We start from the raw sequence: 21370 nt of genomic DNA, 5'->3' as shown, positions 1-21370 counted from the left end.
AAAACGCGGCCTCGGCCGCGTTTTTTGTTTCTGCTCTGCTCACTAGCACAGCCGGGGTCAGGTCTGACATTCGGACACGACCTCAGCCTTAGTCACTTCCAACGGTTTCTTGCACAGTATTAGCATGGCCCGTTGCCAGCCAGGTTGGACTACCCGACTGTCGAGATCGTGTCCGAATGTCAGACCTGACCCCGGCTTTTCACTCACTTTAGGCCATGCCACCAGCGTCCGCCGGCATGCGGCTGCGTCAGGTTCAGTGCTTCGCCCATCTCCGGCGTGGTCAGCTTGATGCCCCGATCATCAGCCAGCGCCTCGATCCGGTCGAGCGGCTCCTGCCAGCGGTGCAGCCCCAGGTCGAATGTCCCGTTATGCATCGGCAGCAGCCAGGCTGCGTTCAGGTCGACAAACGCCTGCAGCGTTTCTTCCGGCTGCATGTGGATGTCCGGCCAGAGCTTGTCGTAGGCGCCGGTTTCGATCAGCGCCATGTCGAATGGTCCGTACCTGGCGCCGATCTCCTTGAAGCCCTTGAAATAGCCAGTGTCCCCGCTGAAGAACAGGCGCAGGCCGTCGTGCCGGATCACCCATGACGCCCACAGCGTCGAATTGCCGTCGTGCGGCCCGCGCCCCGAAAAGTGCTGGGCCGGCGTCGCGACGAAGTGCACGCCGTCGATCTCGGCGCCCTGCCACCAGTCGAACTGGCGCACTTTGGCGCGGTCGATGCCCCAGTCAACCAGCCGGTCGCCCACGCCCAGCGGTGTGAGAAATACCGACGTCTTCGCCGCCAGCGCCATGATCGCCGCGTAGTCGAGATGATCGTAATGGTCATGCGACAGGATGATCGCCTTGATGGGCGGCAGTTCGTCGATCGAGATGGGCGGTGCATGAAAGCGCGCCGGGCCGAACCACTGCACGGGCGATGCACGCTGCGAGAACACGGGGTCGGTCAGGTAGAACTCACCGGCAAGCTTGATCAGCATCGTCGAGTGACCGAGGCGGTACAGCGTGTTGTCGGGCGCGGCCAGCAGGGCGGCCCGTGTCAGCGGCTGCACCGGCACCGCCTGCTGTGGCGTGGTCCCGGCAGGCTTGTCGAACAGGAAAGCCCACCACAGCTTGGCAATGCCGCCGGCACCCAGCTTGTGCATGGCGACCGGATTGCGGTATTTACCGTCGTGGTATTGCGGCGAGGTTGGCGCGGTCGTCGTTGCCGAGACAGGGGTACAGATTGCCATGGTAGCGAGAGCTCCCGTAACGATGATGCCGACAAGCAGGCGCATGAACGCGTCGATTCGATAAAAGTGCACTGTGGCCGATCCGGACTTCCCGATGCTGGGGCAGATGGCACACGCTCCAGCGAGCGCCCCGGCCTGGATGGCCGTGGCGCCACGCGGATCTATTTGACCGCTGCTGCGTCGCGCGCACCATCGCCTTGCACCTTCAGCGCAGCGGCACGCCCCTCCCAGTAATGCGCATTCTTGATTCCCAGCGCGACCGGATCGAACTGGGGTTCCTTGCCGGCCTTCTTCTGCGCCTCGTAATCGCGCAGGCACTTGAAGGCGTCCTTGCGCAGCAAGAAGATCGCGACGATGTTCAGCCAGGCCATCAGGCCGACGCCGATGTCGCCCAGGCCCCACGCCACGTCGGCGGTCTTGACCGCGCCGTAGATGGTGGCCGAAATGATGCACAGCTTGAGGACCACGCCCAGCCACGGATGGCGGTTATGGCGGTCCATGTAGGCGATATTGGTCTCGGCGATGTAGTAGTAGGCGACGATGGTCGTGAACGCAAAGAACAGCAGCGCGATCGCGACGAACAGCGCGCCGAAGCCCGGCAGCACGTTCTCGAGCGCGGTCTGCACATAGCCCGGACCCGACGCCACGCCCTGCACGCCGATGAAGCGCGCCGTGCCGTCGGTATTCTCGACGTTGTACTGTCCCGTCACCAGCAGCATGAAGGCGGTGGCCGAGCACACGAACAGCGTGTCGATATAAACGGAGAAGCCCTGCACCAGGCCCTGCTTGGCCGGGTGGCTCACTTCGGCCGCCGACGACGCGTGCGGGCCGGTACCCTGCCCGGCTTCGTTCGAATAGATGCCGCGCTTGACGCCCCACTGGATGGCCATGCCGAGCATGGCGCCGAAGCCCGCATCCAGGCCGAAGGCCGAGCTGACGATCAGGCGCAGCACGCCCGGCAGGGCTTCAATGTTCATCGCTACCACCGCCACGGCCACGAGGATGTAGGCGGCCGCCATGAACGGCACCACGATCTCGGCAAAATGGGCGATGCGCTTGACACCGCCGAAGATGATCGCGGCCAGCACGACGGCCACGCCGATGCCGGTGTAAAGCGGATCGATGCCGGCGGCGGTCTTGAGGCCTTCGGCGATCGAATTGGCCTGCACGCCCGGCAGCAGCAGGCCGGTGGCGAACAGCGTGGCGATGGAGAAGGTCCAGGCGTAGCGCTTCATGCCCAGGCCTTTTTCGATATAGAAGGCCGGGCCGCCGCGATACTGGTTGCCGATCTGCTCCTTGTAGAGCTGGCCCAGCGTCGACTCGACGAAGGCCGAACTGGCGCCCAGGAAGGCCACGGCCCACATCCAGAACACGGCGCCGGGGCCGCCGAACGTGATGGCAGTTGCCACGCCGGCGATATTGCCGGTGCCGACCCGGCCCGCCAGCGTCATGGCCAGCGCCTGGAACGACGACACGCCCTGCTCCGAGCTCTTCCCCTCACGCATCAGGCGCAGCATCTCGCGAATATGCCGCACCTGCAGGAAGCGGCCGCGAATCGAGAAATACAAGCCCGCCCCGAGGCACAGGGCGATCATGATGGGGCTCCAGATGATACCGTTGACTGCGTTGACCAGGTCGAGCATGGTGGTGCGACTCCTGCGTTGAGGGATTCCGGAAGAGCGGCATGTCGCCGCCGTGACGTCGCACAAGTTACATGATTCCGTAAGGAATTCACATCATTTTTTCCGCCCTGTGGCGCCATCGGCCGGGCTGACTCAGGATGGGCAGGAAATGAGCGCTGCTGGTGCAGGCGCGCCCGGTCGGTGCACCAATTGCTGGCGATCTAAAGCGTGGTGGACATGATACGATCCCGCCATGGACCGACGAAGCGATTACAAGACCGCCCTCCTCATCGACGCCGTGCTGCACGACGTGTCGATCGAGGCCCGCCCTGCGGCGCGCGAACTGGCCACGCTCGGCGTGCCGCTCGAAGTGAGCCTGCGCGTGCTGACGCGCCCGGCCGAGCGACGCCATCAGGTGACACCGGAAGACGTGCGCAACGCGCCATAGGCCCGTGCTGCACGATTGGAAGACATCCTCGGGCGTCAACCTGTCACACGGGCGAAGCGGTAGGCTACACTGGCGCCGTACCTACAACAACACTGGAGACACCACCATGCGCCACCTGATCCAAGCAAGCCTGATCGCCGCCACCATGCTCGCCCTGCCCGCCGCCGCGTGGGCACAGGCCACCTCGCCTGTCGGCACCTGGAAGACCATCGATGACAAGACCGGCAAGCCAAAGGCGCTGGTGCGGATCACCGAAGAAAGCGGCGTCCTGACCGGCAAGATCGAAAAACTGTACCGCGCGCCATCCGAAGAGCAGAACCCGCTCTGCGGGAAATGCAGCGACGCGCGCAAGGACCAGCCGATCATCGGCATGACCATCCTGTCGGGCCTGAAAAAAGACGGCGGCGCCTACACCGGCGGCGAAATCCTCGACCCGGCCGCCGGCAAGACCTACAAGAGCAAGGCCACGCTGGCCGACAACGGCAACAAGCTCGAAGTGCGCGGCTACATCGGTGCGCCGATGTTCGGGCGCACCCAGACCTGGCAGCGCGAGCAGTAATCACTACCACGGCCCGGCAACGGGCCGTTTTTATTGTCCATGACCCTGAACCTCGCATACCTCTATCTCGGATTTGCCATCGTTGCCGAAGTCATCGGCACCACGGCCCTCAAAGCCTCCGACAGCTTTACCCGTCCCCTGCCCAGCCTGATCACCGTCGGCTGCTACGCCCTGTCGTTCTACCTGCTCACCTTCAGCCTGCGCGTGCTGCCAACCGGCATCGCCTACGCGATCTGGTCAGGCGTGGGCATCGTGCTCATTTCGATCGTCAGCTGGTTGTATTTCAAGCAAAGCCTGGATCTGGCGGCCATCGCCGGCCTGGCGCTGATCATCGCCGGCGTGCTGGTCATTAATCTGTTCTCGAAAAGCGTCGGGCACTGACCATGTCAACCGCACCGTGCGCCTGGACGTTACATCCGGCCCCATCCCGATCCTTCGCATCATGACACCCATCCCGATCACGCGTACTGCCCGCCCCGTTTTTCGCGGGCGCGAGATGCGCGTGCTGCGGCTCCTGAGCATGGCCGCCGGCGTGTTCGCCATCCTGCTGCCGGCCGCGCTGCTGGCCTCGACGGCGCATGGCATCCCCGACTGGCTCGAGCCGTACATCGTGCTGGTGGGTGTGGCACTGGGCTCGGGCGGGTTTTTCCTGGTGGCGATGGCGGGGCAACGCATGGGGCGCGACGCCATGCTGCGCTCGTTCGCGGCGCTGCTGCTGATGGTGCCATTTGGTGCCAGCGGCATCGTCATCTGGCATGGCAGTAATATGCTGATGGTCTACCTGTGCACGTTCTTCCTGGTGCACACGGTCCTGCTCTATTGCAGTTTCATCTATCCGTTGATGCATGTGCCACAGCCACCAGCGTCGCCCCGGCGCGGCGGCAAAACACCCGCCTGGAACCAGCTGAGCCGGCCCCGCGGCAACGCCAACGACTACAACCAGCCGGCATCGCGCGCCAACCGGTAGGCTTCGACGCGGTTACTGGCCCCCAGCTTGCTGATCGCCTCGGACAGGTAGTTGCGCACCGTGCCTTCCGACAGGTGCACCTGACGCGCGATCTCGCCGCTGCTGCGTCCTTCGCCTGCCAGCCGCAACACCTGCCGCTCGCGCTCGGTCAGCGGATCGCTGCCGCTGTTCCAGCTCTCCAATGCCAGTTCGGGCGCGATTGCGCGGCCACCGCCGTGCACGACGCGGATCGCCGCGGCCAGCGCATCGACCGGCGCGTCTTTCAGCAGATAGCCGCGCACGCCGGCTTCCATCGCGCGGCGCAGGTAGCCGCTGCGTGCAAACGTGGTCACGACCACCACCCGGCACGCCAGCTTGCGCTGAACCAGGCCCTGCGCCAGTTCGAGGCCCGTCATGTGCGGCATCTCGATATCGGTCAGCACGATGTCCGGCACCAGGCGCTCGCACAGCGCCAGCGCCGCGCGTCCGTCCGCGGCGCCACCCACGACATCGAAATCGGGTTCGAGCCGCAGCAGCGCGCTGAGCGCCCCCAGCACCAGCGTCTGGTCTTCGGCGATCAGGATGCGGATCATGCCGATGCTCCCGCCGGCACGTGCAGTTCGAGCGCCAGACCGGCGCCGGCCTGCAGCGACAAGCGCCCGCCGAGCGCCGCGACGCGCTCGTGCATACCGGCCAGGCCGTTGCCCGGCTGCAGACCATCCGTGCTGCGCAGCTTGCCGTCGTCGAGCACGCGCAACACAGCATGCGTTTGCCCATCCTGCTGCTCTTGCACCAGGCTCAGCGTGCAGCGCGACGCGCCGGCATGGCGCACGATATTCGTCACGGCTTCGCGCACGGCCAGCGCCACCACGTGTTCGGCCGCCGGCGCCAGGTGCATGCGCTCGATGCGCTCGTCGAGGATCACATCGGCTGCCAGCAGGCTGGCGCGCGCACTGGCCAGCGCCTGCACCAGGCCACTGTGGCGATAGCCCGTCACGGCGGCGCGCACCTCGGCCAGCGCACCGCGCGCATTGGTTTCGATGTCGGCGATTTCGCGCTCGCAGGCAGCCAGATCGCGCCGCGCCAGCTTGCGCGCCAGTTCGGCCTTCAGCGCAATCATCGACAGCGAGTGGCCAAGCAGGTCGTGCAGGTCGCGCGAAATGCGTTCGCGCTCGGCGATGCGCGCCATGTGCTCGACCTCTTCCTGCTTGCGCATCAGGAGCGTGCGCGATGTGCGCAGCCGGGCATCCATGATGCACGACAGGCCGACCGGCATGCCGGCCATCAGGATCGGCAGCAGGAACACCATCTGCATCTGCGGGATCAGCAAGGCAACCACCGCGCCACTGGCGATCACGGCCAGCATCGCGCCCACGGCGCGGCCCGTACCGTGAATGCGGGCGCACATGGCGCAGGCAAAGATGAAGAAGCAGGCAGCGCCCGGATTCCACGGCGCCCAGGCTGCGCCGATCAGGCAGGTGGCTGCCACGCAGGCGCCGACGCGCCAGCCGCGCGGCCAGAAGCTGGCGCAGTACAGCGGCACGAACAGGATGATCGTCAGCGCCAGCAGCACCGCCTCGGCCACGCCGGGCGACACGTAATAAAACTTCCAGAACAGGTAGCCCAGTGACAGCAGCCACGTGTATTGCAATGCGCCGTAGTCGGCCGGCATCCACGGTCGCGCCAGTACCTGCCTGAAGGTCGTCGTCATCGTGACTCCGTGATGGTTATTGCGCCAGCAGGCGCACGTCGGCGAGTTCGAAGCGGTACTCGCCCGGCTGTGGCCCGGCACTGAATGCTAGCATGGCAACCGCCGCCGGATCGATGCCGGCAAAGGCCGACAGTGGCACGCTGATGTCTTCCCACTCTTTGCCGGCGACGAATGGCACGCTGCTCGGCCGGTTATTGGCCGCGCCCATGATCATCACCTGGTAGGTCTTGCCGTCGCCGCGCACCTTGAAACGCAAGACCCGGGCCGCGCTCAGGTCGGCCGGCTGCATCGGCTGCGCGCCGGGCATGAACGCGACGCTCGACCACGCATACGGCAGGCCGGGGGCGACGCTGGCCTGCACCGCCAGCGGGATTTGCCCATCGGGCAGCGCCGGCAACACGTCGAGCTTGACGGTCGACTTGCCGCCGGCGAACTGGTCGGTCGATGGCATCCAGCCACTGCCGAACGGGCTGGCCAGTTTCGCCGCGCTGAACTGGCTGATGCGTCCATCGGCCGGCAAGTCCTGGCGCGTCGATCCACCGCGCTCTTGCGCGACATGTTCACGCCTGGCGTCGCGCAGGGCATTCGCGCTTTGCCCGTCCTTCCACACCTCGACGATGCGGCGCGTGGCCGTGATATCGCGTGTCGGGTCGCCCTCGACCAGCAGCAGGTCGGCCTTGCAGCCCGTGGCGATACAGCCGCGCTGGCCCAGCCGGAAGGCGGCGGCCGGCGCACTCGTGGCGGCGGCCAGCGCGGCGGTCGGCGTCAAACCCGCCGCCACCAGCGCCGCCAGTTCGCGGTGCATGCTGATGCCATACAGCGTGCCGGCATTGCCGGCATCGGTGCCGGCCAGGATCGGCACGCCCGCCCTGGCCAATGCCGCCGTGACGGCCTTCGGCATCGCCAGCAGCTGGGGACGCGCCTGCTGGCCGTAGCGCGCCTTGAGGGTCGTCGCACCCTCGCGTTCGACCAGCGCCGCCAGATCCGCATTGCCCAGCAAGTCGTCACCGCGCACGCCGGCCATGCTTTCCATCACGGTGAAGGTCGGGATCACAAAGGCATTCTTGCGTTTGGCCAGCCTGGCCAGGCTGTCGACCGCCGTTGGATCGGGCGCGGCGCCCAGGAACAGATGGACCAGCGCATCGGCACCGGCCTCGAGCGCTGCGCGGGCGTCATGTTCGGTGCTGACGTGTACAACGGCCAGCTTGCCGCGCCGGTGCGCCGCCTCGATCAGCGCAGTGGCAGTCGCGATGTCGAGCGAATGCATCGCGCCGGCACCGTGCCCGCCTGCTTCCAGCACGATCTTGATGAAGTCGGAGCCTTCGGCGATGCGGGCGTCGACAAAGGCCTGCGCCTCGCCCGGGCTGCTCAGCGTCGGGATCGGCACGCCGAACTGGGTGCCGTGGCCGCCCGGCGCCGTGGCCAGGGTGCCGGCCGAGAACAGGTCGGCCTGCCCCGCATGCCTGCCTGCGGCCATGCTGCGTTTGGCGTCCTGCATGACCGGCACGGCGGTGAACATGTCGATCTGGGTCGTCACGCCAAACAGCACCGGCAGGTCGAATTGCCTGAACGCGTGGGTGTGGGCGTCGATCAGGCCCGGCAGCAGCGTGCGCCCGGCCCCCTGGACGATGCGCGCCCCTGCCGGGGCCGGTCCGCGAAAATCCGCATCGACGACGCGCGCATCATCGAACAGCACCGAGCGCCGTTCGTGCACGGCCTTGCCGTCGAAGACGCGTACGTCCTGGACCAGGGTGGCGGCGCCCAGCGCCAGGCAGGAGAGGGACAGACCGGCTGCGGCAACTGCCGCTTTTGCGACGATGGTGGACATGGTTTCCTCACGGGTTGGTGTGAAACCAGTATGGCGATCGCGCCGGTACGCCGACAGGCGCACTTGCCATCACTATCGGATGACAACTGTCATGTGCGGCCAGGCTCGCGCTACATCTGAACGACACATTCACGGCAAAACAAGGACAAATCTGTCGTGTGCCAAAGACAGTAATTAAGACCGCAATATTGCCTGTGTGCTATCTTTGTCACACTGCCGTGCTGGCTGAATAATGCAATCGATCTCGTATGAGCCAGAACACCATCCCTGTCAACTTTGCCGCGCGAAAAATCGCCATGACGATCCTGCGGCTGCTGTGCTTTGCCGCCGGCATGCTGGTGCTCGTCGCGCCGGCAATCGTGCTGCCGGCCGGCGCCATGACGCCGCACGCGGGCAAGGCGGCGGCAACGCTGGCCTGCCTCGTGCTCGGCGCGTGCGCCTTTTTCGTGACCGGGATGGCCGGGCATCTGCTGCGCCGCTCTGGCCTGCTGCGCACACTGGCCGCCCTGCTGCTGGCCGTGCCCCTTGCCTTTTGCGCCGCATTGCTGTGGCGCGGCGCCGCGCCTGCCTTCATGTGGACCGCTAGCGTGCTGCTTGGCTTTACGCTGACGCTGTACCTGACGTTCGTCTATCCGGTGCTGCGCGCGCAGACGCAGGCCTGGCTGCGCTGGCGCGCTGCGCGGCAGCTGGCGTCATTACACTAGCCCCACCAGCCGCGCCACCGCCCGGATCAGCAGATGCGGCTGCAACGGCTTGATCACGTACGCCTGATACCCGGCCTGCAAGGCGCGCTGCTGGTCCAGCGGCCGCGCAAACGCGGACATCGCCACGGCCGGCAGCATGTGTTCATCGAGCCGCATGTCGTTGCGCACCGTGCGGATCAGATCATAGCCATTGAGCTTGGGCATGCTGATATCGCTGACCAGCACCTGCGGGCGCACAGCGCTTAATTGCGCGAGCGCCGCCACGACCGAATTCACGGTGACGACAGCGGCGCCCCGCTCTTCCAGCACGCGCCGGCTCAGTTCCAGGATGTCTTCGTTGTCGTCCACCAGCAGTACGCTCACGCCGCGCAGGTCGATCAGCATCAGCTGGTCGGCTTCCGCATTCGCTTCTGCTTCAGCAACCATGCCGGCAGCGTCGTCGACTGCCGGATCGAAAACGCGCAGCGGCAGCATTACCGTGAAGGTCGCGCCCTGGCCCACGCCGGCGCTGTCGCCGCTGACGGTGCCGCCATGCAGCTCGGTCAACTGCCGGACGATCGACAGGCCGATCCCCAGTCCGCCATGCACGCGCGCAGCCTTGCTGTTTTCCTGGCTGAAGCGCGTAAACAACTGCGGCAGGAATGACGCATCGATGCCCTCGCCATTGTCGCGCACCGTCACCGCGACCTGCGCATCGTCGCGGCGCTGCGCCGTCAGGGTGATCGCGCCGCCGCCAGGCGTGAACTTGAGCGCATTGCCCAGCAAATTGGCGAAGATCTGCTGCAGGCGGACCGGGTCGCCATCGAGCTCCAGCGGCGCGCCGTCATGCGTGTCGATCCGGATCTCCACGCCCTTCTCGATGGCGAGCGGACGCAAGAATTCGGCGGCCGAATCGAGCAGCGCGCTCAGGTCGACCCGCTGCAGATCCAGGATCAGCTTGCCGGTCACGATGCGGTTCATGTCCAGCAGATCGTTGATCAGCTTGGCCTGCAGGCCGGCATTGCGCGCGATGGCGTCGACGCCCCGCCTGACGGTGGCAGGGTTGTCCTGCGCGCGTTGCAGCACGCCGGCCCAGCCGACGATCACGGCCAGCGGCGTGCGCAGTTCGTGGCTGAGCGTGGCGAGAAATTCGTCCTTCAGCAATGCCACCCGTTCGCTCTCCAGACGCGCCGTGCGTTCGGCCTCGAACAGGTACTGGCGCTGGTTGTCCATCACGTGGCGTTCGGCCATGACTTCGCGCGCGATCTTGCGCCGCTCGATGGCGTTTTCGACGGCCCAGGTCAGGCTTTCGCGGCCCAGCCAGGCCTTGCCCACGAAATCCTGGGCGCCGTGGCGCAGCGAGGCACGGCTCTCCGTCCCGGCCACGCCCGTCAGGATCACGACAGGCAGGTGCGGAATCCTGTCGGCGTCGCACGGCAAGCGCGCCAGCACGTCGAGCGCGTCGCCATCGGGCAGAAAGAAGTCGAGAATCATGCAGTCGAACGGCGCCGAACTCGCGCACAGGTGCATCGCCTCGTTCGCCGACGTCGCTTCGACGAACTGGTAGCGGCGATCGTGCCCGCCCAGCAGCGCCGCCTTTGCCTCGGCGCGGTCCAGCGCATTGTCGTCGACCAGCAGGATGCGCCAGGGACGATCGGTGTCACAGGTCACGGGCATAAGGGTTTTCCAGTCGATGATGTGTCCGCGCCCGGCAGCACGACGTGCGTCAGCCAGTAGCGAAAGATGCTCTCGAGGTTGGCCAGGCCGTCCTCGAAGTTCACCAGCTTGACGTGATAGGCGTTGCCGCCGGCCGCATAGAACGCGTCCCGGTCGCGCGGGTTGATGCTGGCTGTCAGCACGATGACGGGCAGCGTGCGGCGTTGCGGATGGCGGCGCACTTCTTCCAGCAGCGTCAGGCCGTCTTCACCCGGCAGATTGCAGTCCAGGAGCATGAAGGCGTAGTCCGCGCCAGGCACGGCGAACAGCTGGCGCCTGGCGTCGTCGGCATCCATGGCATGCACCAGCAGGTTGCCGATGCCGGCGCGCCGCGCGGCAATCGAGACGGTGTCGAAATCCTCGTCGCTGTCGTCGACGACCAGAATGGGCGGCAAGTCGCTCCGCACCAGGGGCGTCATGCGACTGGCTGCTTCATGCCGGCGCCGATCAGCGTGAAGTAAAAGGTGGTGCCGACGCCCAGTTCGGACGTGAACCAGCTGTGGCCATTATGCTGCTCGACGAGCTTCTTGACGATCGCCAGGCCGGCGCCGCTGCCGCCCCCGTAGGCGTCGCGCGTGTGCAGGCGCTTGAACATCATGAAGACACGCTCGCTGTGCTTGGTATCGATGCCGATGCCGTTGTCGCGCACGTAGAACGTGGAGACGGTGTCAGCGCCATCGACCGGATCGAGGTAGCCGATCTCGATCCGGCGCTGCGGCTTTTCGTTGTACTTGGCGGCGTTGGAGATCAGGTTGGCGAACACTTCGCGCACGCGGATACGGTCACACGAGATCGTCGGCAGCGGCCTTGGAATCTGTACGTCGATGTCGCGCCCCAGCAGGCTCGCGCCGAGCATGTCGGTCGCCTCGGCCACCACGTCGCCCAGCGCGATCGGCTGGCGCGCAAGCGAGAGCCGGCCAACGCGCGAAAAGTGCAGCAGCGCGTCGAGCAGGCTGTCCATGCGCACCGTGAGGCGCAGCATGGCGTCGATGCGTTCGCGGCCCTGGGCGTCGAGCGGGCGGCCCGCCTTCGTTTCTTCGAGCAGGAAGTGCGCGTACTTGTGGATGCCGCGCAGCGGCTCTTTCAGATCGTGGCCGGCGACGTAGGCAAAGGCGTCGAGTTCATCGTTGCTGCGCACCAGATCCGTGTTCAGCGCCGCCAGCTGTTCGGCGCGGGCGACGACGACATCGAGCATCAACAGGCGCAGGTTCTTGGCCGCTTCGATCTCGACCGGCTTCCATGGTTCGGCGCGGCCCCGCACTTCTTCCTGCCACACCGCGAAGCTCTGGCGCGGGGTCAGGCGCGTGCCGTGCTCCCCGGTCGCCTTGCCGGCTTCGTACGGATTGCCGCCCCAGCGATACGTCTGCAGCTGCTCGGGACGGAACCAGATGACCCAGTCGCCCTGGCTGCGCTGCGAGATCGGAAACGCCAGCAGGCCGCTGCAGCAACCAAGCGCGTCGCCGCCCTCAGGATACGCGCGGCCCAGGTCGTCCAGCGCGATGACCGTGCCGCCATCGGCCAGGCGCGCGCTGTGCAGCGTCAGCCAGGTTGCCAGTGCCGTGAGCTGCTGCGCATCCGGCGTGGCGCCCGCCATGCTCCACTGGCCATTCTCCGACACCGCCACGCCGCCCGCATCGATCCCATCGAGCAGGCAGGGCGTGCCTTCGGTCAGCGCCGCGTAGTTGCCGTCGGCGAGCGCCTGGCCCAGCACCGCATGGTGCGCCGCCTCGAGCTTGAGCCGGTATTCCAGATGTTCCCGGCCTTCGGCCGAGGCGATTTCGAGAGACGTGACCTGGCCGAGAAATTCGGCGGCCGCGCGCAGGGTATAGGGCAGCACGATCGGCGTGTAATGGTGGCAGGCGATCAGCCCCCACAGCCGGCCGTCGCGCAGGATCGGCATCGTCAGCGTGGCGGCCACGCCCATATTGCGCAGGTAATCGGTGTACATGACGGACGCGCCGCGCAGTGCGCAATAGGTCATGTCCAGCGGCCGCCCGGTCACCGGGTTCAGCAGCGGTACGATTTCCATCAGCGCGCCGTTCACGTCCGGCAAGGGCCGCACGCCGATGCGCTTGAAGATGGCGCGCGCCGGTACCGGAATGTCGCTGGCCGGATAACGCAATCCCAGCCACGAATTGAGGTCGCTGCGGTGCGCGTCGGCGATCACTTCGCCTGTCTCGTCGCGGTGGAAGCGGTAGATCATCACGCGGTCCAGGCCCGTCGTGCGGCGTACCTCGTTGGCGGCGATGTCGCAGAACGCGCTCAGGCTGCTGGCCGACTTCAGGCGCACCAGCGTCGTTTTCACCATCGAATAATAGTCGCTGTCGGTCACGACCGTGTCGCCTGGCCGGCTGGCCGGCTCGATCTCGACGATCAGGACGCCGTCGGCCTGGTGGACCGAAAAGTCCATCGCGATATCGCGGCAAGGGGCATGGGGCAGCGGCGTGGTCAGCACGTACAGCGCATTGCGCTCCAGGACTTCGGTGCGCATCGCATGCACGATGCGCTGCGCCGCATCCGAACCGACGACGGCGGCCAGTGGCTGGTCCAGCACCTGGTCCATGGCCAGGCCGGTACGCTGCGGCCAGTTTTCACTGGCCTGGCGCACGATCAGGTCGTCAAGACTGAGCGCCAGCAGCAAGCCATGCGCCTGGATGCAACCCGGGGTCTGCACCGGCTCGTCATCGCAGTTGGACAGGGAGACGCCGTGGCGCTTGATACTGTACGGGAACGGCAGGGTGCTGCGACTCATTGAGTGACTCTTTATCGCATGGCCGTTTGCTAGACGAAGGGGCGAAGAGTAGCACTAACGTGGATTGTGCGGATAATCGTCGCGTGCCGACGGTACCTTTCGCTCTTGCGCCAAACGATGCTCACTCCATCAGCCTGCTACTACAGGCACGGTTCACACGTGTCAGCCGGGTGGTGCCCTGACTGAAAAAATAGCGGCCCTGTGCGGCGCCATTGATATCGCGATTGTTGACAGCGCGGCTCCATTGCAGTGCGGCGGTATCCGCATCGAGCTCGAGAAACGCATAGGTCTGGATTTCCACCCAATCAGGCTGCGTCGGCGCTGCGTGGAGATAGTAAATCATGTGACTGTCGGGAAGCGATTGAACACGGTATTTCGTCCCCAGCCGCACGTAGGCGCTATCCGGGAATTGCGGGCCCACGTCTCTCGCCCAGATGCGTACGACGCCCTTGCAGCTCGCAACCAGAAGGTCCGACGTGCCTTCCGCCACCGAATCATCAGGGCTGATCGTTTGCGACGTCAACGTCCCTGACCATACGCCGTCTCCCAGGGGAGAGGGCGCGTCGCCCTGGATTGGCGGCGCGGCGCAGCCCAGCAGGGCCAGGGCCAGGACGGCCGGGAAGATTATTTTCACGATTGCTCCAAAAAGAGAATGTCGCTGTGTTCTGACAAGCACACAGGCATGCGGACAACGTCAGATCAAGCGACGAGCCACTTCAGCCGCCCTCCCCTGGCGGCAGACTGTCCCACAGGTCGCCCGTCGGGCTGATGCGGGGCGCGGTCACGCCAAAGTGCTGGTAGGCCAGCGGCGTCGCAATGCGCCCGCGCGGGGTACGCTGCAGGTAGCCCTGCTGGATCAGGAACGGTTCGAGCACGTCTTCGATCGTGTCGGCCGCTTCGCCGATGGCGGCGGCCAGGTTGCCGATGCCGACCGGGCCGCCGGCAAACTTGAACAGCACTGCTTCGAGCAGCTTGCGGTCCATCACGTCAAAGCCCACGCTGTCGACGTCGAGCATCTTCAGGGCGCGGTCGGCGATGTCACGCGTGATCTCGCCCGTGCCTTTCACCTGCGCGAAGTCGCGCACGCGGCGCAGTAGCCGGTTGGCGATACGCGGCGTGCCGCGGGCGCGCTTGGCCACTTCGCGCGCGCCTTCTTCATCGATCGGCGCCACCAGCAGCGCGGCGCTGCGCAGCACGATCTTGGTCAGCTCGGGGACGTTGTAGAACTCCAGGCGCGCCACGATGCCGAAACGGTCGCGCAGCGGATTGGTCAGCATGCCGGCGCGGGTCGTCGCGCCGACCAGCGTGAACGGCTGCAGGTCGAGCTTCACGGAGCGTGCGGCAGGGCCTTCGCCGATCATGATGTCGATCTGATAGTCCTCGAGCGCCGGGTACAGGATCTCTTCGACCACCGGCGACAGGCGGTGAATCTCATCGATGAACAGCACGTCGTTCGGCTCGAGGTTGGTCAGGAGCGCGGCCAGGTCACCCGGACGCTCGAGCACGGGGCCCGAGGTCTGGCGCAGGTTCACGCCCATCTCGCGCGCAATGATGTGCGCGAGCGTCGTCTTGCCCAGGCCCGGTGGCCCGAACAGCAACGTGTGGTCGAGCGCTTCGCGCCGGTTGCGCGCGGCCGTGATGAAAATCTCGAGCTGGTCGCGGATTTTCTCCTGGCCGACGTATTCGTCGAGCTGCTTGGGCCGCAGCGCGCGTTCGATCGCCTCTTCGTTGGGCGAGGCCGGCGCGGCGTCGATCACGCGCTGTTCGGTAAAGTTGTCGGTCTGGATACTCATTGCTTACATCCGGTCAGGCTTTGGAAAGCGCCTTGAGCGCAAATTTGATGCCATCCGAGACGCTGCCGCCCGCTGGCATGCTCTTGATCGCCAGCAGCGCTTCCTTGTCGGAGTAGCCCAGCGCGGCCAGCGCATTGAGCACGTCGGTCTGCGTGTCGTCGCGCGGCACGCCGGCCACCATGCCGATGTCGGCGCCGAGTTTGCCCTTGAGCTCCAGCAGCAGACGCTCGGCGGTCTTCTTGCCGATGCCGGGCACCTTGACCAGGCGGCCCGTCTCTTGCAGCGTGACGGCTTGCGACAGCTCGGCCACGGTCATGCCCGACAGGATCGACAGCGCCATGCGCGCGCCGACGCCCGTGATCTTGATCAGTTGCCGGAACAGCGCGCGTTCGGCGGCACTGCCAAAGCCGAACAGCAGGTGCGCATCTTCGCGCACGGTCAGGTGCGTAAACAGCACGACTTTTTCGCCCGTGTGCGGCAGGTTGTAGAACGTGCTCATCGGCACATCGACTTCATAGCCGACGCCATTGCAATCCACCAGCACGTGGGGCGGCGCTTTTTCGAGCAGGGTTCCGGAGAGACGACCGATCATCGAATGAGTTCCTTGTTATGAGACGAGACGGCTGTTTTTCATGCGCAGCCCGATCATGTCGGGTGCAATCGCGCCCAACAGCGCAAGCGTGTCGATCGTGTGGGCATGGCAAATGGCCACGCCGAGCGCATCGGCGGCGTCACTGCCCGGCAGACCTGGCAATTTAAGCAGGCGCGCCACCATGTCCTGCACCTGTGGCTTGGCCGCGCGGCCCGTGCCCACCACCGCTTGCTTGACCTGCACCGCCGTGTATTCGGCCACGTCGAGATCGGCGCCCACGAGCGCCGTGATGGCCGCGCCGCGCGCCTGGCCCAGCAGCAGGGTCGATTGCGGATTGACGTTGACGAACACTTTTTCGATGGCGGAACAGGCCGGCTGGTAGGTCGCAATGATTTCGCTGACGCCGTGCAGGATGACTTTCAGGCGTGGCGGCAAGGCGCCTTCCAGCCCGGTCTTGATGGTGCCCGAAGCGATGTAGCGCAGCTTCGTGCCGTGTTTTTCAATGACGCCGAAACCCGTCGTGCGCAGGCCCGGGTCGATGCCGAGAATAATCATGCGGGAATGTTACCCCGGCTAGGGGTGTTCGTGGGAAAAATACTGTGCAAAAACACAGGGGCGCACCATTTCGGTACGCCCCCATTGGACGCCAGCGGGGGTGGCAGGTTTCCCGCCGCCCTCGCCTTGTCATGGAATCAATGACGGAAGTGACGCGTGCCCGTGTACAGCATGACGACGCCACGCTCGTCGGCGGCATCGATGACTTCCTGGTCGCGCATCGAACCACCCGGGTGGATCACGCAGGTCGCGCCGGCATCGACGACAACGTCCAGGCCGTCACGGAACGGGAAGAATGCATCCGACGCCACGGCCGAGCCGCTCAGGCTCAGGCCGGCGTTCTGCGCCTTGATCGAGGCAATGCGCGCCGAGTCGATGCGGCTCATCTGGCCGGCGCCGACGCCCAGCGTCATGCCGTTACCGCAGAACACGATCGCGTTCGACTTGACGAACTTGGCCACGCGCCAGGCAAACATCAGGTCTTGCAGCTGCTGCGGCGATGGCTGCAGCTTGGAAACCACGCGCAGGTCTTCCATGCCGACATTCTTCGCGTCTGGCGACTGCACCAGCAGGCCGCCGCCGACGCGCTTGACGTCGTAGGCATTCTGGCCGGCGCCCAGGGCGATTTCCAGCAGACGCACGTTCTGCTTGGCCGACATGATCTGGCGTGCTTCGGCGGTAAAGCTCGGCGCGATCAGCACTTCGACAAACAGCTTGGCCAGCGCTTCGGCCGCCTTGCCATCGACTTCGACGTTGAAGGCGATGATGCCGCCAAAGGCCGAGGTCGGATCGGTCTGCAGTGCGCGCGAATACGCGTCCAGTGCATCGATGCCGATTGCCACACCGCACGGATTGGCGTGCTTGACGATCACGCAACCGGCAGCCTGGCCAAGGCCGCCGAGCGACTTGACGCATTCCCAGGCCGCGTCGGCATCGGCGATATTGTTGTACGACAGCTCTTTACCTTGCAGCTGGCGGTAGTTGGCCAGCGCGCCGTCGATCGTGACGAGGTCGCGGTAGAAGGCGGCGCCCTGGTGCGGGTTTTCGCCGTAGCGCATTTCCTGGACTTTCTCGAAGCCCATGTTCAGCGTGGCCGGGAAGTTCGAGCGGGTCGCGTGTGCGCGGTCTTCGCCCAGGCTGGTCAGGTAATTGGTGATCGCGCCGTCGTACTGGGCGGTGTGCGCGAACACTTTCTTGGCCAGGCGGAGCTTGGTCTCGTAGCTGACGGGACCGGCGTCGCCGCCCGAGCCCTTCATCTCAGCCAGCACGACGCCGTAGTCGGCCGGATCGACGACCACGACCACGTCGCGGTGGTTCTTGGCGGCCGAACGCAGCATGGTCGGACCACCGATGTCGATGTTCTCGATCGCATCTTCCAGCGAGCATTGCTCTTTGGCGACGGTTTGCTGGAACGGGTACAGATTGACCACGACCATGTCGATCTGCGGAATATTGTGCTCTTCCAGTTTCGCAATATGCTCGGGGAAATCGCGACGGGCCAGGATGCCACCGTGCACTTTCGGGTGCAGCGTCTTGACGCGGCCATCGAGCATTTCCGGGAAACCGGTGTAATCGGCCACTTCCGTGACTGGCACGCCATTTTCTTGCAGCAGCTTGGCGGTGCCGCCAGTGGACAGGATGTTCACGCCCAGCTGGTTCAGCGCGCGCGCGAAATCGAGCACGCCGGTCTTGTCGGATACGGAAATGAGAGCTTGTTTGATCATGGTGAGGCCTATGGTTGAGAATTCCTGGCGCCGGACGTGGAGACCGTTGGGTCTCCGGGGCCGCGCAGGAAGCGCAGCCAACCGGCAACGCTTAGAGCAGCCCGTGCTCTTGCAGTTTCTTGCGCAATGTATTGCGATTGATGCCCAGCATCTGCGCGGCATGCGACTGGTTGCCGTCGGCGCGCGACATGACCACTTCGAGGACGGGCTTTTCGACGGTCAACACCATCATGTCGTAGATGTTGGTCGGTTTTTGCTCGCCGAGATCGTTGAAATAGTCTTCAAGACTCTTCTGGACGACTTCCTGGATACTTTCTTTGCTCATGTCTTTGCTGCTTCATCCTGGTTGTGTGATTGCTGCCCAGCTTGCTGCACTGGCTTGCTGCATCTGCGGGCAGCGCGTCCCCAATTGTTCTTCTTGTCGCTGGTTGTGCTGGTCTTCTATGCCGCGATTGCGTCCACGGCGGGAAGCGCGGGGCGGTATTGTAACCGCTCGCCATGGCGGTGCTGGGATTTCAGGAAGTCATCCATCGCAGCAAGTTGCTCGGCTGTCGATTCCAGCAGATTCATGCGCTGACGGAATTCCTCGCCATCCGGCAGATCCTGGACATACCAGCCGATGTGCTTGCGCGCAGTGCGCACGCCGATGAACTCGCCATAAAAGGCGTAGTGTGCGGGCAAATGCTCATGCATCAGTTCACGCACTTCTTCCACCAGCGGCGCCGGCATGTGCTCGCCCGTGCGCAGGAAGTGATCGATTTCGCGGCAGATCCATGGCCGGCCCTGGGCCGCCCGGCCGATCATGACGGCGTCCGCCCCCGTGTAGTCGAGCACGAACTTGGCTTTCTCGGGCGTGGTGATGTCGCCATTGGCCACCACCGGAATGCCGACCGACGCCTTCACGGCGCGGATGGTGTCGTACTCGGCGTCGCCCTTGTAGCCGTCGGCGCGCGTGCGGCCGTGCAGGGTCAGCATCTGGATGCCGGCCTGCTCCGCCAGACGCGCGATGCGCAGCGCGTTCTTGTTTTGGCGATCCCAGCCGGTACGGAACTTCAGCGTGACCGGCACATCGACGGCCTCGACCACCGCGTGCAGGATGCGCTCGACCAGGTCTTCGTGCTGCAACAGGGCCGATCCGCACCAGCTGTTGCACACCTTCTTGACCGGGCACCCCATATTGATGTCGATGATCTGCGCGCCACGCTCGACGTTGAACTTCGCACAATCGGCGAGGTCTTTCGGATCGGCGCCGGCGATCTGCACCGCCTTGGGCTCCATCTCGCCCGCGTGGTCGATCCGGCGCGACGTCTTTTCGCTGGCCCACAGGCGCGGATTGGACGCAGCCATCTCGGACACCGCATAGCCCGCGCCGAGCTGCTTGCACAGTTGCCGGAACGGACGGTCCGTCACACCAGCCATCGGCGCGACAAAGACGTTATTACGCAGGAGATAAGGACCTATTTGCACAGCTGGCAGACTCAAAAGTGACACGGGAACCTGCTATTTTACCTCAAGCGCTGCTCAATTTATCAGCACAATTTTTCAAATTGTTGTGTGTGCGATATTGGCAAGGTCAGGAAATGGGGAGTGAGACCCCTCAGGTAGAGTGGACGGCTCCGCCGTCCACGCGGCGATCGCTATCGGCGCCGGTCGTGCGCGGGGTGATCTGGCGGGCGACCGATGGTGCCGGTTTCGTGCGGGGCAAGCCCACAGCCAACCAATCGGTGCCGGTTTCGTGCGGGGCAGCCCGGCAGCCAACCATCACCGCGTGGAAGGCGGAGCCTTCCACCCTACGGCAAATCGTCCAGGGCCACTTGCCGCAGATGCTCGACTTCGCCCCAGCTGAGCAGGTGCAGCTTGCCCTGCTCGACCGCAAAGCGGTTGATGCTGGCGTTGTGCACCTTGAAGTCGCGCGGGGTGTCCAGCGACAGGCCCAGTGCGGCGCGGTAGGCGCACTCGAGCACGCCACCGTGCGCCACCAGTGCCAGTATCTGCCCCGGATGACGGGCAGCGTGGGCCGCGATCGCCGTCGTGACGCGGTCGAAAAAGGCGCGGAACGATTCACCCTGGTTTTTGCCCGGTGGCAGCGTTGCATCGACATTGCGCGCCTGCCATGCGGCAAAGTCCGCCGGATAGCGGGCCGCGATCTCACTATAGAGCAAGCCTTCGAAGCCGCCGTAGCAGCGTTCGCGCAATTGGGGATCGACCTGCACAGCCGTTGTTGCGCCGCGCGCGCGCAGGATCGCCTCAGCGGTCTGGCGGGCACGGCCCAGGTCGCTGGACAGCACGTGGTCGATGGCTTCACCGGCCAGTACCGCGCCAAGCAGCGCCGCCTGGCGCTCGCCTTCGGCATTGAGCGGGATATCGAGATGGCCCTGCAGCCGGCGTTCGGCATTCCAGGCGGTTTCGCCGTGGCGGATGAGCAGGATCGTGGTCGCGCCCTGGGGCGCCGTGGTCAGGGTCATGAGGTTCTTGTGCCCGAACCTCGGGGCAATCGGATGGAAGCGCTATTTTGGCAGATCGGCGACGGCGTGGGGATTGAGTGCATAGGTGCCGAAGATGCACGCCTCGTCGAGGATGTGCCCGTAGATCGCCATGCGGGCTTCCAGCCCCGTGAAGCGGCCCGTGAGCGGCAGGCGTGGCATATCGAGCGCATACAGGGTAAAGACGTAGTGGTGCACGCGCTCGTCGTTCCAGGGCGGACATGGGCCGTCATAGCCATAGAACTCGCCGGCCATGCCGGGCGCGCCGGCAAACCAGTCGGTATAGTCATTGAGGCCATGGCGCAATTGGTGCTCGGTGCCGTTCTTGATGGTGAACGGCACCAGCGGCCCCGGTTTGCCATGCGGCGTGACGCGATTGGAAAACCTGCCCTCGGCCAGCGCCGTGAGGCATACGGGGATATCGGCCAGCGTCCAGTGAAAAAAATCGATGCGCGGCGCCGTCAGTGGCACCGTGCAGCCGTCGACATTGACGCGGCGGCCATCGCGTGGGACGTCGGGATCGTGGCAGACCAGCACCAGCGATTCGGTGCCGTTCGGTACGTCGGCCCAGGCGATATGCGGGTTGCGGTTGCTCGACAGCCTGACATGGGCGGCAGAGTCGCCCACGGCGAACGCGCAGGCAGCGGGGATGGCGGCCCCGTTGGCAAATGAATTGCTCCAGATTCGCATGGCTCCTCCCGGCTACTGGGTTTGACCCTGGCAGCTAGG

General features: G+C 65.3%; 22 protein-coding genes. 5 read left to right on the top strand and 17 right to left on the bottom strand.

Annotation, left to right across the window (positions count from 1 at the left end; translation table 11 throughout):
- Positions 1-203: 203 nt before the first annotated feature.
- A complete protein-coding gene (locus AC1MGT_RS15315; RefSeq protein ID WP_499500856.1) occupies positions 204-1229 on the bottom strand; it encodes an MBL fold metallo-hydrolase in 1026 nt (341 codons plus the stop codon).
- 161 nt (positions 1230-1390) lie between these two features.
- Positions 1391-2872, bottom strand: a complete 1482-nt coding sequence (locus AC1MGT_RS15310) for an alanine/glycine:cation symporter family protein (RefSeq protein ID WP_499500855.1) — start codon at positions 2870-2872, stop codon at positions 1391-1393.
- Positions 2873-3104: 232 nt separating this feature from the next.
- On the opposite strand from AC1MGT_RS15310, the gene AC1MGT_RS15305 reads away from it, so the two are divergent.
- The 4 genes from AC1MGT_RS15305 (at position 3105) to AC1MGT_RS15290 (ending at position 4825) form a co-directional block, all read left to right on the top strand.
- Positions 3105-3299 carry a hypothetical protein gene (locus tag AC1MGT_RS15305; protein WP_332532592.1) on the top strand — a complete coding sequence of 65 codons (195 nt, stop codon included), beginning with the start codon at positions 3105-3107 and terminating at the stop codon, positions 3297-3299.
- Positions 3300-3405: 106 nt separating this feature from the next.
- Positions 3406-3858, top strand: a complete 453-nt coding sequence (locus AC1MGT_RS15300; RefSeq protein WP_499500854.1) for a DUF2147 domain-containing protein — start codon at positions 3406-3408, stop codon at positions 3856-3858.
- A 39-nt stretch (positions 3859-3897) separates the two neighbouring features.
- A complete protein-coding gene (locus AC1MGT_RS15295; protein ID WP_407070048.1) occupies positions 3898-4239 on the top strand; it encodes an SMR family transporter in 342 nt (113 codons plus the stop codon).
- 61 nt (positions 4240-4300) lie between these two features.
- On the top strand, positions 4301-4825 hold the full coding sequence (locus AC1MGT_RS15290) for a hypothetical protein (RefSeq protein ID WP_499500853.1): 525 nt from the start codon (positions 4301-4303) through the stop codon (positions 4823-4825).
- On the opposite strand, the gene AC1MGT_RS15285 is transcribed toward AC1MGT_RS15290, so the two are convergent.
- From AC1MGT_RS15285 to AC1MGT_RS15275, 3 genes are read right to left on the bottom strand one after another with little or no spacing between them, the layout of a single operon-like run.
- On the bottom strand, positions 4792-5397 hold the full coding sequence (locus AC1MGT_RS15285; protein ID WP_499500852.1) for a response regulator: 606 nt from the start codon (positions 5395-5397) through the stop codon (positions 4792-4794). The two genes, AC1MGT_RS15290 and AC1MGT_RS15285, sit on opposite strands and share 34 nt — an antisense overlap.
- Positions 5394-6515, bottom strand: coding sequence for a sensor histidine kinase (locus tag AC1MGT_RS15280; protein ID WP_499500851.1), 1122 nt, complete (start codon positions 6513-6515; stop codon positions 5394-5396). The genes AC1MGT_RS15285 and AC1MGT_RS15280 overlap by 4 nt, the downstream gene beginning before the upstream one ends.
- A 16-nt stretch (positions 6516-6531) precedes the next feature.
- A complete protein-coding gene (locus tag AC1MGT_RS15275) occupies positions 6532-8343 on the bottom strand; it encodes a CIA30 family protein (protein ID WP_499500850.1) in 1812 nt (603 codons plus the stop codon).
- A gap of 248 nt (positions 8344-8591) precedes the next feature.
- Here AC1MGT_RS15275 and AC1MGT_RS15270 point away from each other — a divergent pair, with 248 nt between their 5' ends.
- Positions 8592-9047 (top strand): hypothetical protein, encoded by a 456-nt coding sequence (locus AC1MGT_RS15270; RefSeq protein ID WP_499500849.1) that lies wholly within the window; start codon positions 8592-8594, stop codon positions 9045-9047.
- Here AC1MGT_RS15270 and AC1MGT_RS15265 read toward each other — a convergent pair.
- The 12 genes from AC1MGT_RS15265 to AC1MGT_RS15210 all read right to left on the bottom strand — a co-directional run bounded on the left by AC1MGT_RS15265 (position 9039) and on the right by AC1MGT_RS15210 (position 21331).
- On the bottom strand, positions 9039-10703 hold the full coding sequence (locus AC1MGT_RS15265; RefSeq protein ID WP_499500848.1) for a hybrid sensor histidine kinase/response regulator: 1665 nt from the start codon (positions 10701-10703) through the stop codon (positions 9039-9041). The two genes, AC1MGT_RS15270 and AC1MGT_RS15265, sit on opposite strands and share 9 nt — an antisense overlap.
- Entirely contained in the window at positions 10694-11161 is a 468-nt protein-coding gene (locus AC1MGT_RS15260) for a response regulator (protein ID WP_183556801.1), read from the bottom strand. Before AC1MGT_RS15260 ends, AC1MGT_RS15265 begins: the two co-directional genes overlap by 10 nt.
- Positions 11158-13494 carry an ATP-binding protein gene (locus AC1MGT_RS15255; protein ID WP_499500847.1) on the bottom strand — a complete coding sequence of 779 codons (2337 nt, stop codon included), beginning with the start codon at positions 13492-13494 and terminating at the stop codon, positions 11158-11160. Before AC1MGT_RS15255 ends, AC1MGT_RS15260 begins: the two co-directional genes overlap by 4 nt.
- A 121-nt stretch (positions 13495-13615) precedes the next feature.
- Positions 13616-14128 (bottom strand): hypothetical protein, encoded by a 513-nt coding sequence (locus AC1MGT_RS15250; RefSeq protein WP_499500846.1) that lies wholly within the window; start codon positions 14126-14128, stop codon positions 13616-13618.
- 82 nt (positions 14129-14210) lie between these two features.
- Positions 14211-15287 (bottom strand): Holliday junction branch migration DNA helicase RuvB, encoded by a 1077-nt coding sequence (gene ruvB, locus AC1MGT_RS15245; RefSeq protein WP_499500845.1) that lies wholly within the window; start codon positions 15285-15287, stop codon positions 14211-14213.
- Positions 15288-15300: 13 nt separating this feature from the next.
- Positions 15301-15879, bottom strand: a complete 579-nt coding sequence (gene ruvA / locus AC1MGT_RS15240) for a Holliday junction branch migration protein RuvA (protein ID WP_258836666.1) — start codon at positions 15877-15879, stop codon at positions 15301-15303.
- Between the two features lie 15 nt (positions 15880-15894).
- Positions 15895-16434 carry a crossover junction endodeoxyribonuclease RuvC gene (gene ruvC, locus AC1MGT_RS15235; protein WP_183556793.1) on the bottom strand — a complete coding sequence of 180 codons (540 nt, stop codon included), beginning with the start codon at positions 16432-16434 and terminating at the stop codon, positions 15895-15897.
- Between the two features lie 137 nt (positions 16435-16571).
- On the bottom strand, positions 16572-18158 hold the full coding sequence (gene purH / locus AC1MGT_RS15230) for a bifunctional phosphoribosylaminoimidazolecarboxamide formyltransferase/IMP cyclohydrolase (protein WP_499500843.1): 1587 nt from the start codon (positions 18156-18158) through the stop codon (positions 16572-16574).
- A 91-nt stretch (positions 18159-18249) separates the two neighbouring features.
- Positions 18250-18483, bottom strand: coding sequence for a helix-turn-helix domain-containing protein (locus AC1MGT_RS15225; protein WP_005667930.1), 234 nt, complete (start codon positions 18481-18483; stop codon positions 18250-18252).
- A 116-nt stretch (positions 18484-18599) separates the two neighbouring features.
- Complete coding sequence (gene dusB / locus AC1MGT_RS15220; RefSeq protein WP_258836773.1) at positions 18600-19625, bottom strand: tRNA dihydrouridine synthase DusB; 1026 nt, start codon at positions 19623-19625, stop codon at positions 18600-18602.
- Between the two features lie 323 nt (positions 19626-19948).
- Entirely contained in the window at positions 19949-20623 is a 675-nt protein-coding gene (locus AC1MGT_RS15215) for a histidine phosphatase family protein (protein ID WP_499500842.1), read from the bottom strand.
- A gap of 42 nt (positions 20624-20665) precedes the next feature.
- Positions 20666-21331: a YbhB/YbcL family Raf kinase inhibitor-like protein gene (locus AC1MGT_RS15210; protein WP_499500841.1), complete on the bottom strand. Its 666-nt coding sequence runs from the start codon at positions 21329-21331 to the stop codon at positions 20666-20668.
- Positions 21332-21370: the final 39 nt, after the last annotated feature.

It is taken from the genome of Telluria sp. BA11 (assembly GCF_056680305.1).
Note: the sequence above shows the minus strand (reverse complement) of the source record. Positions and strands in the feature narration are given on the sequence as shown.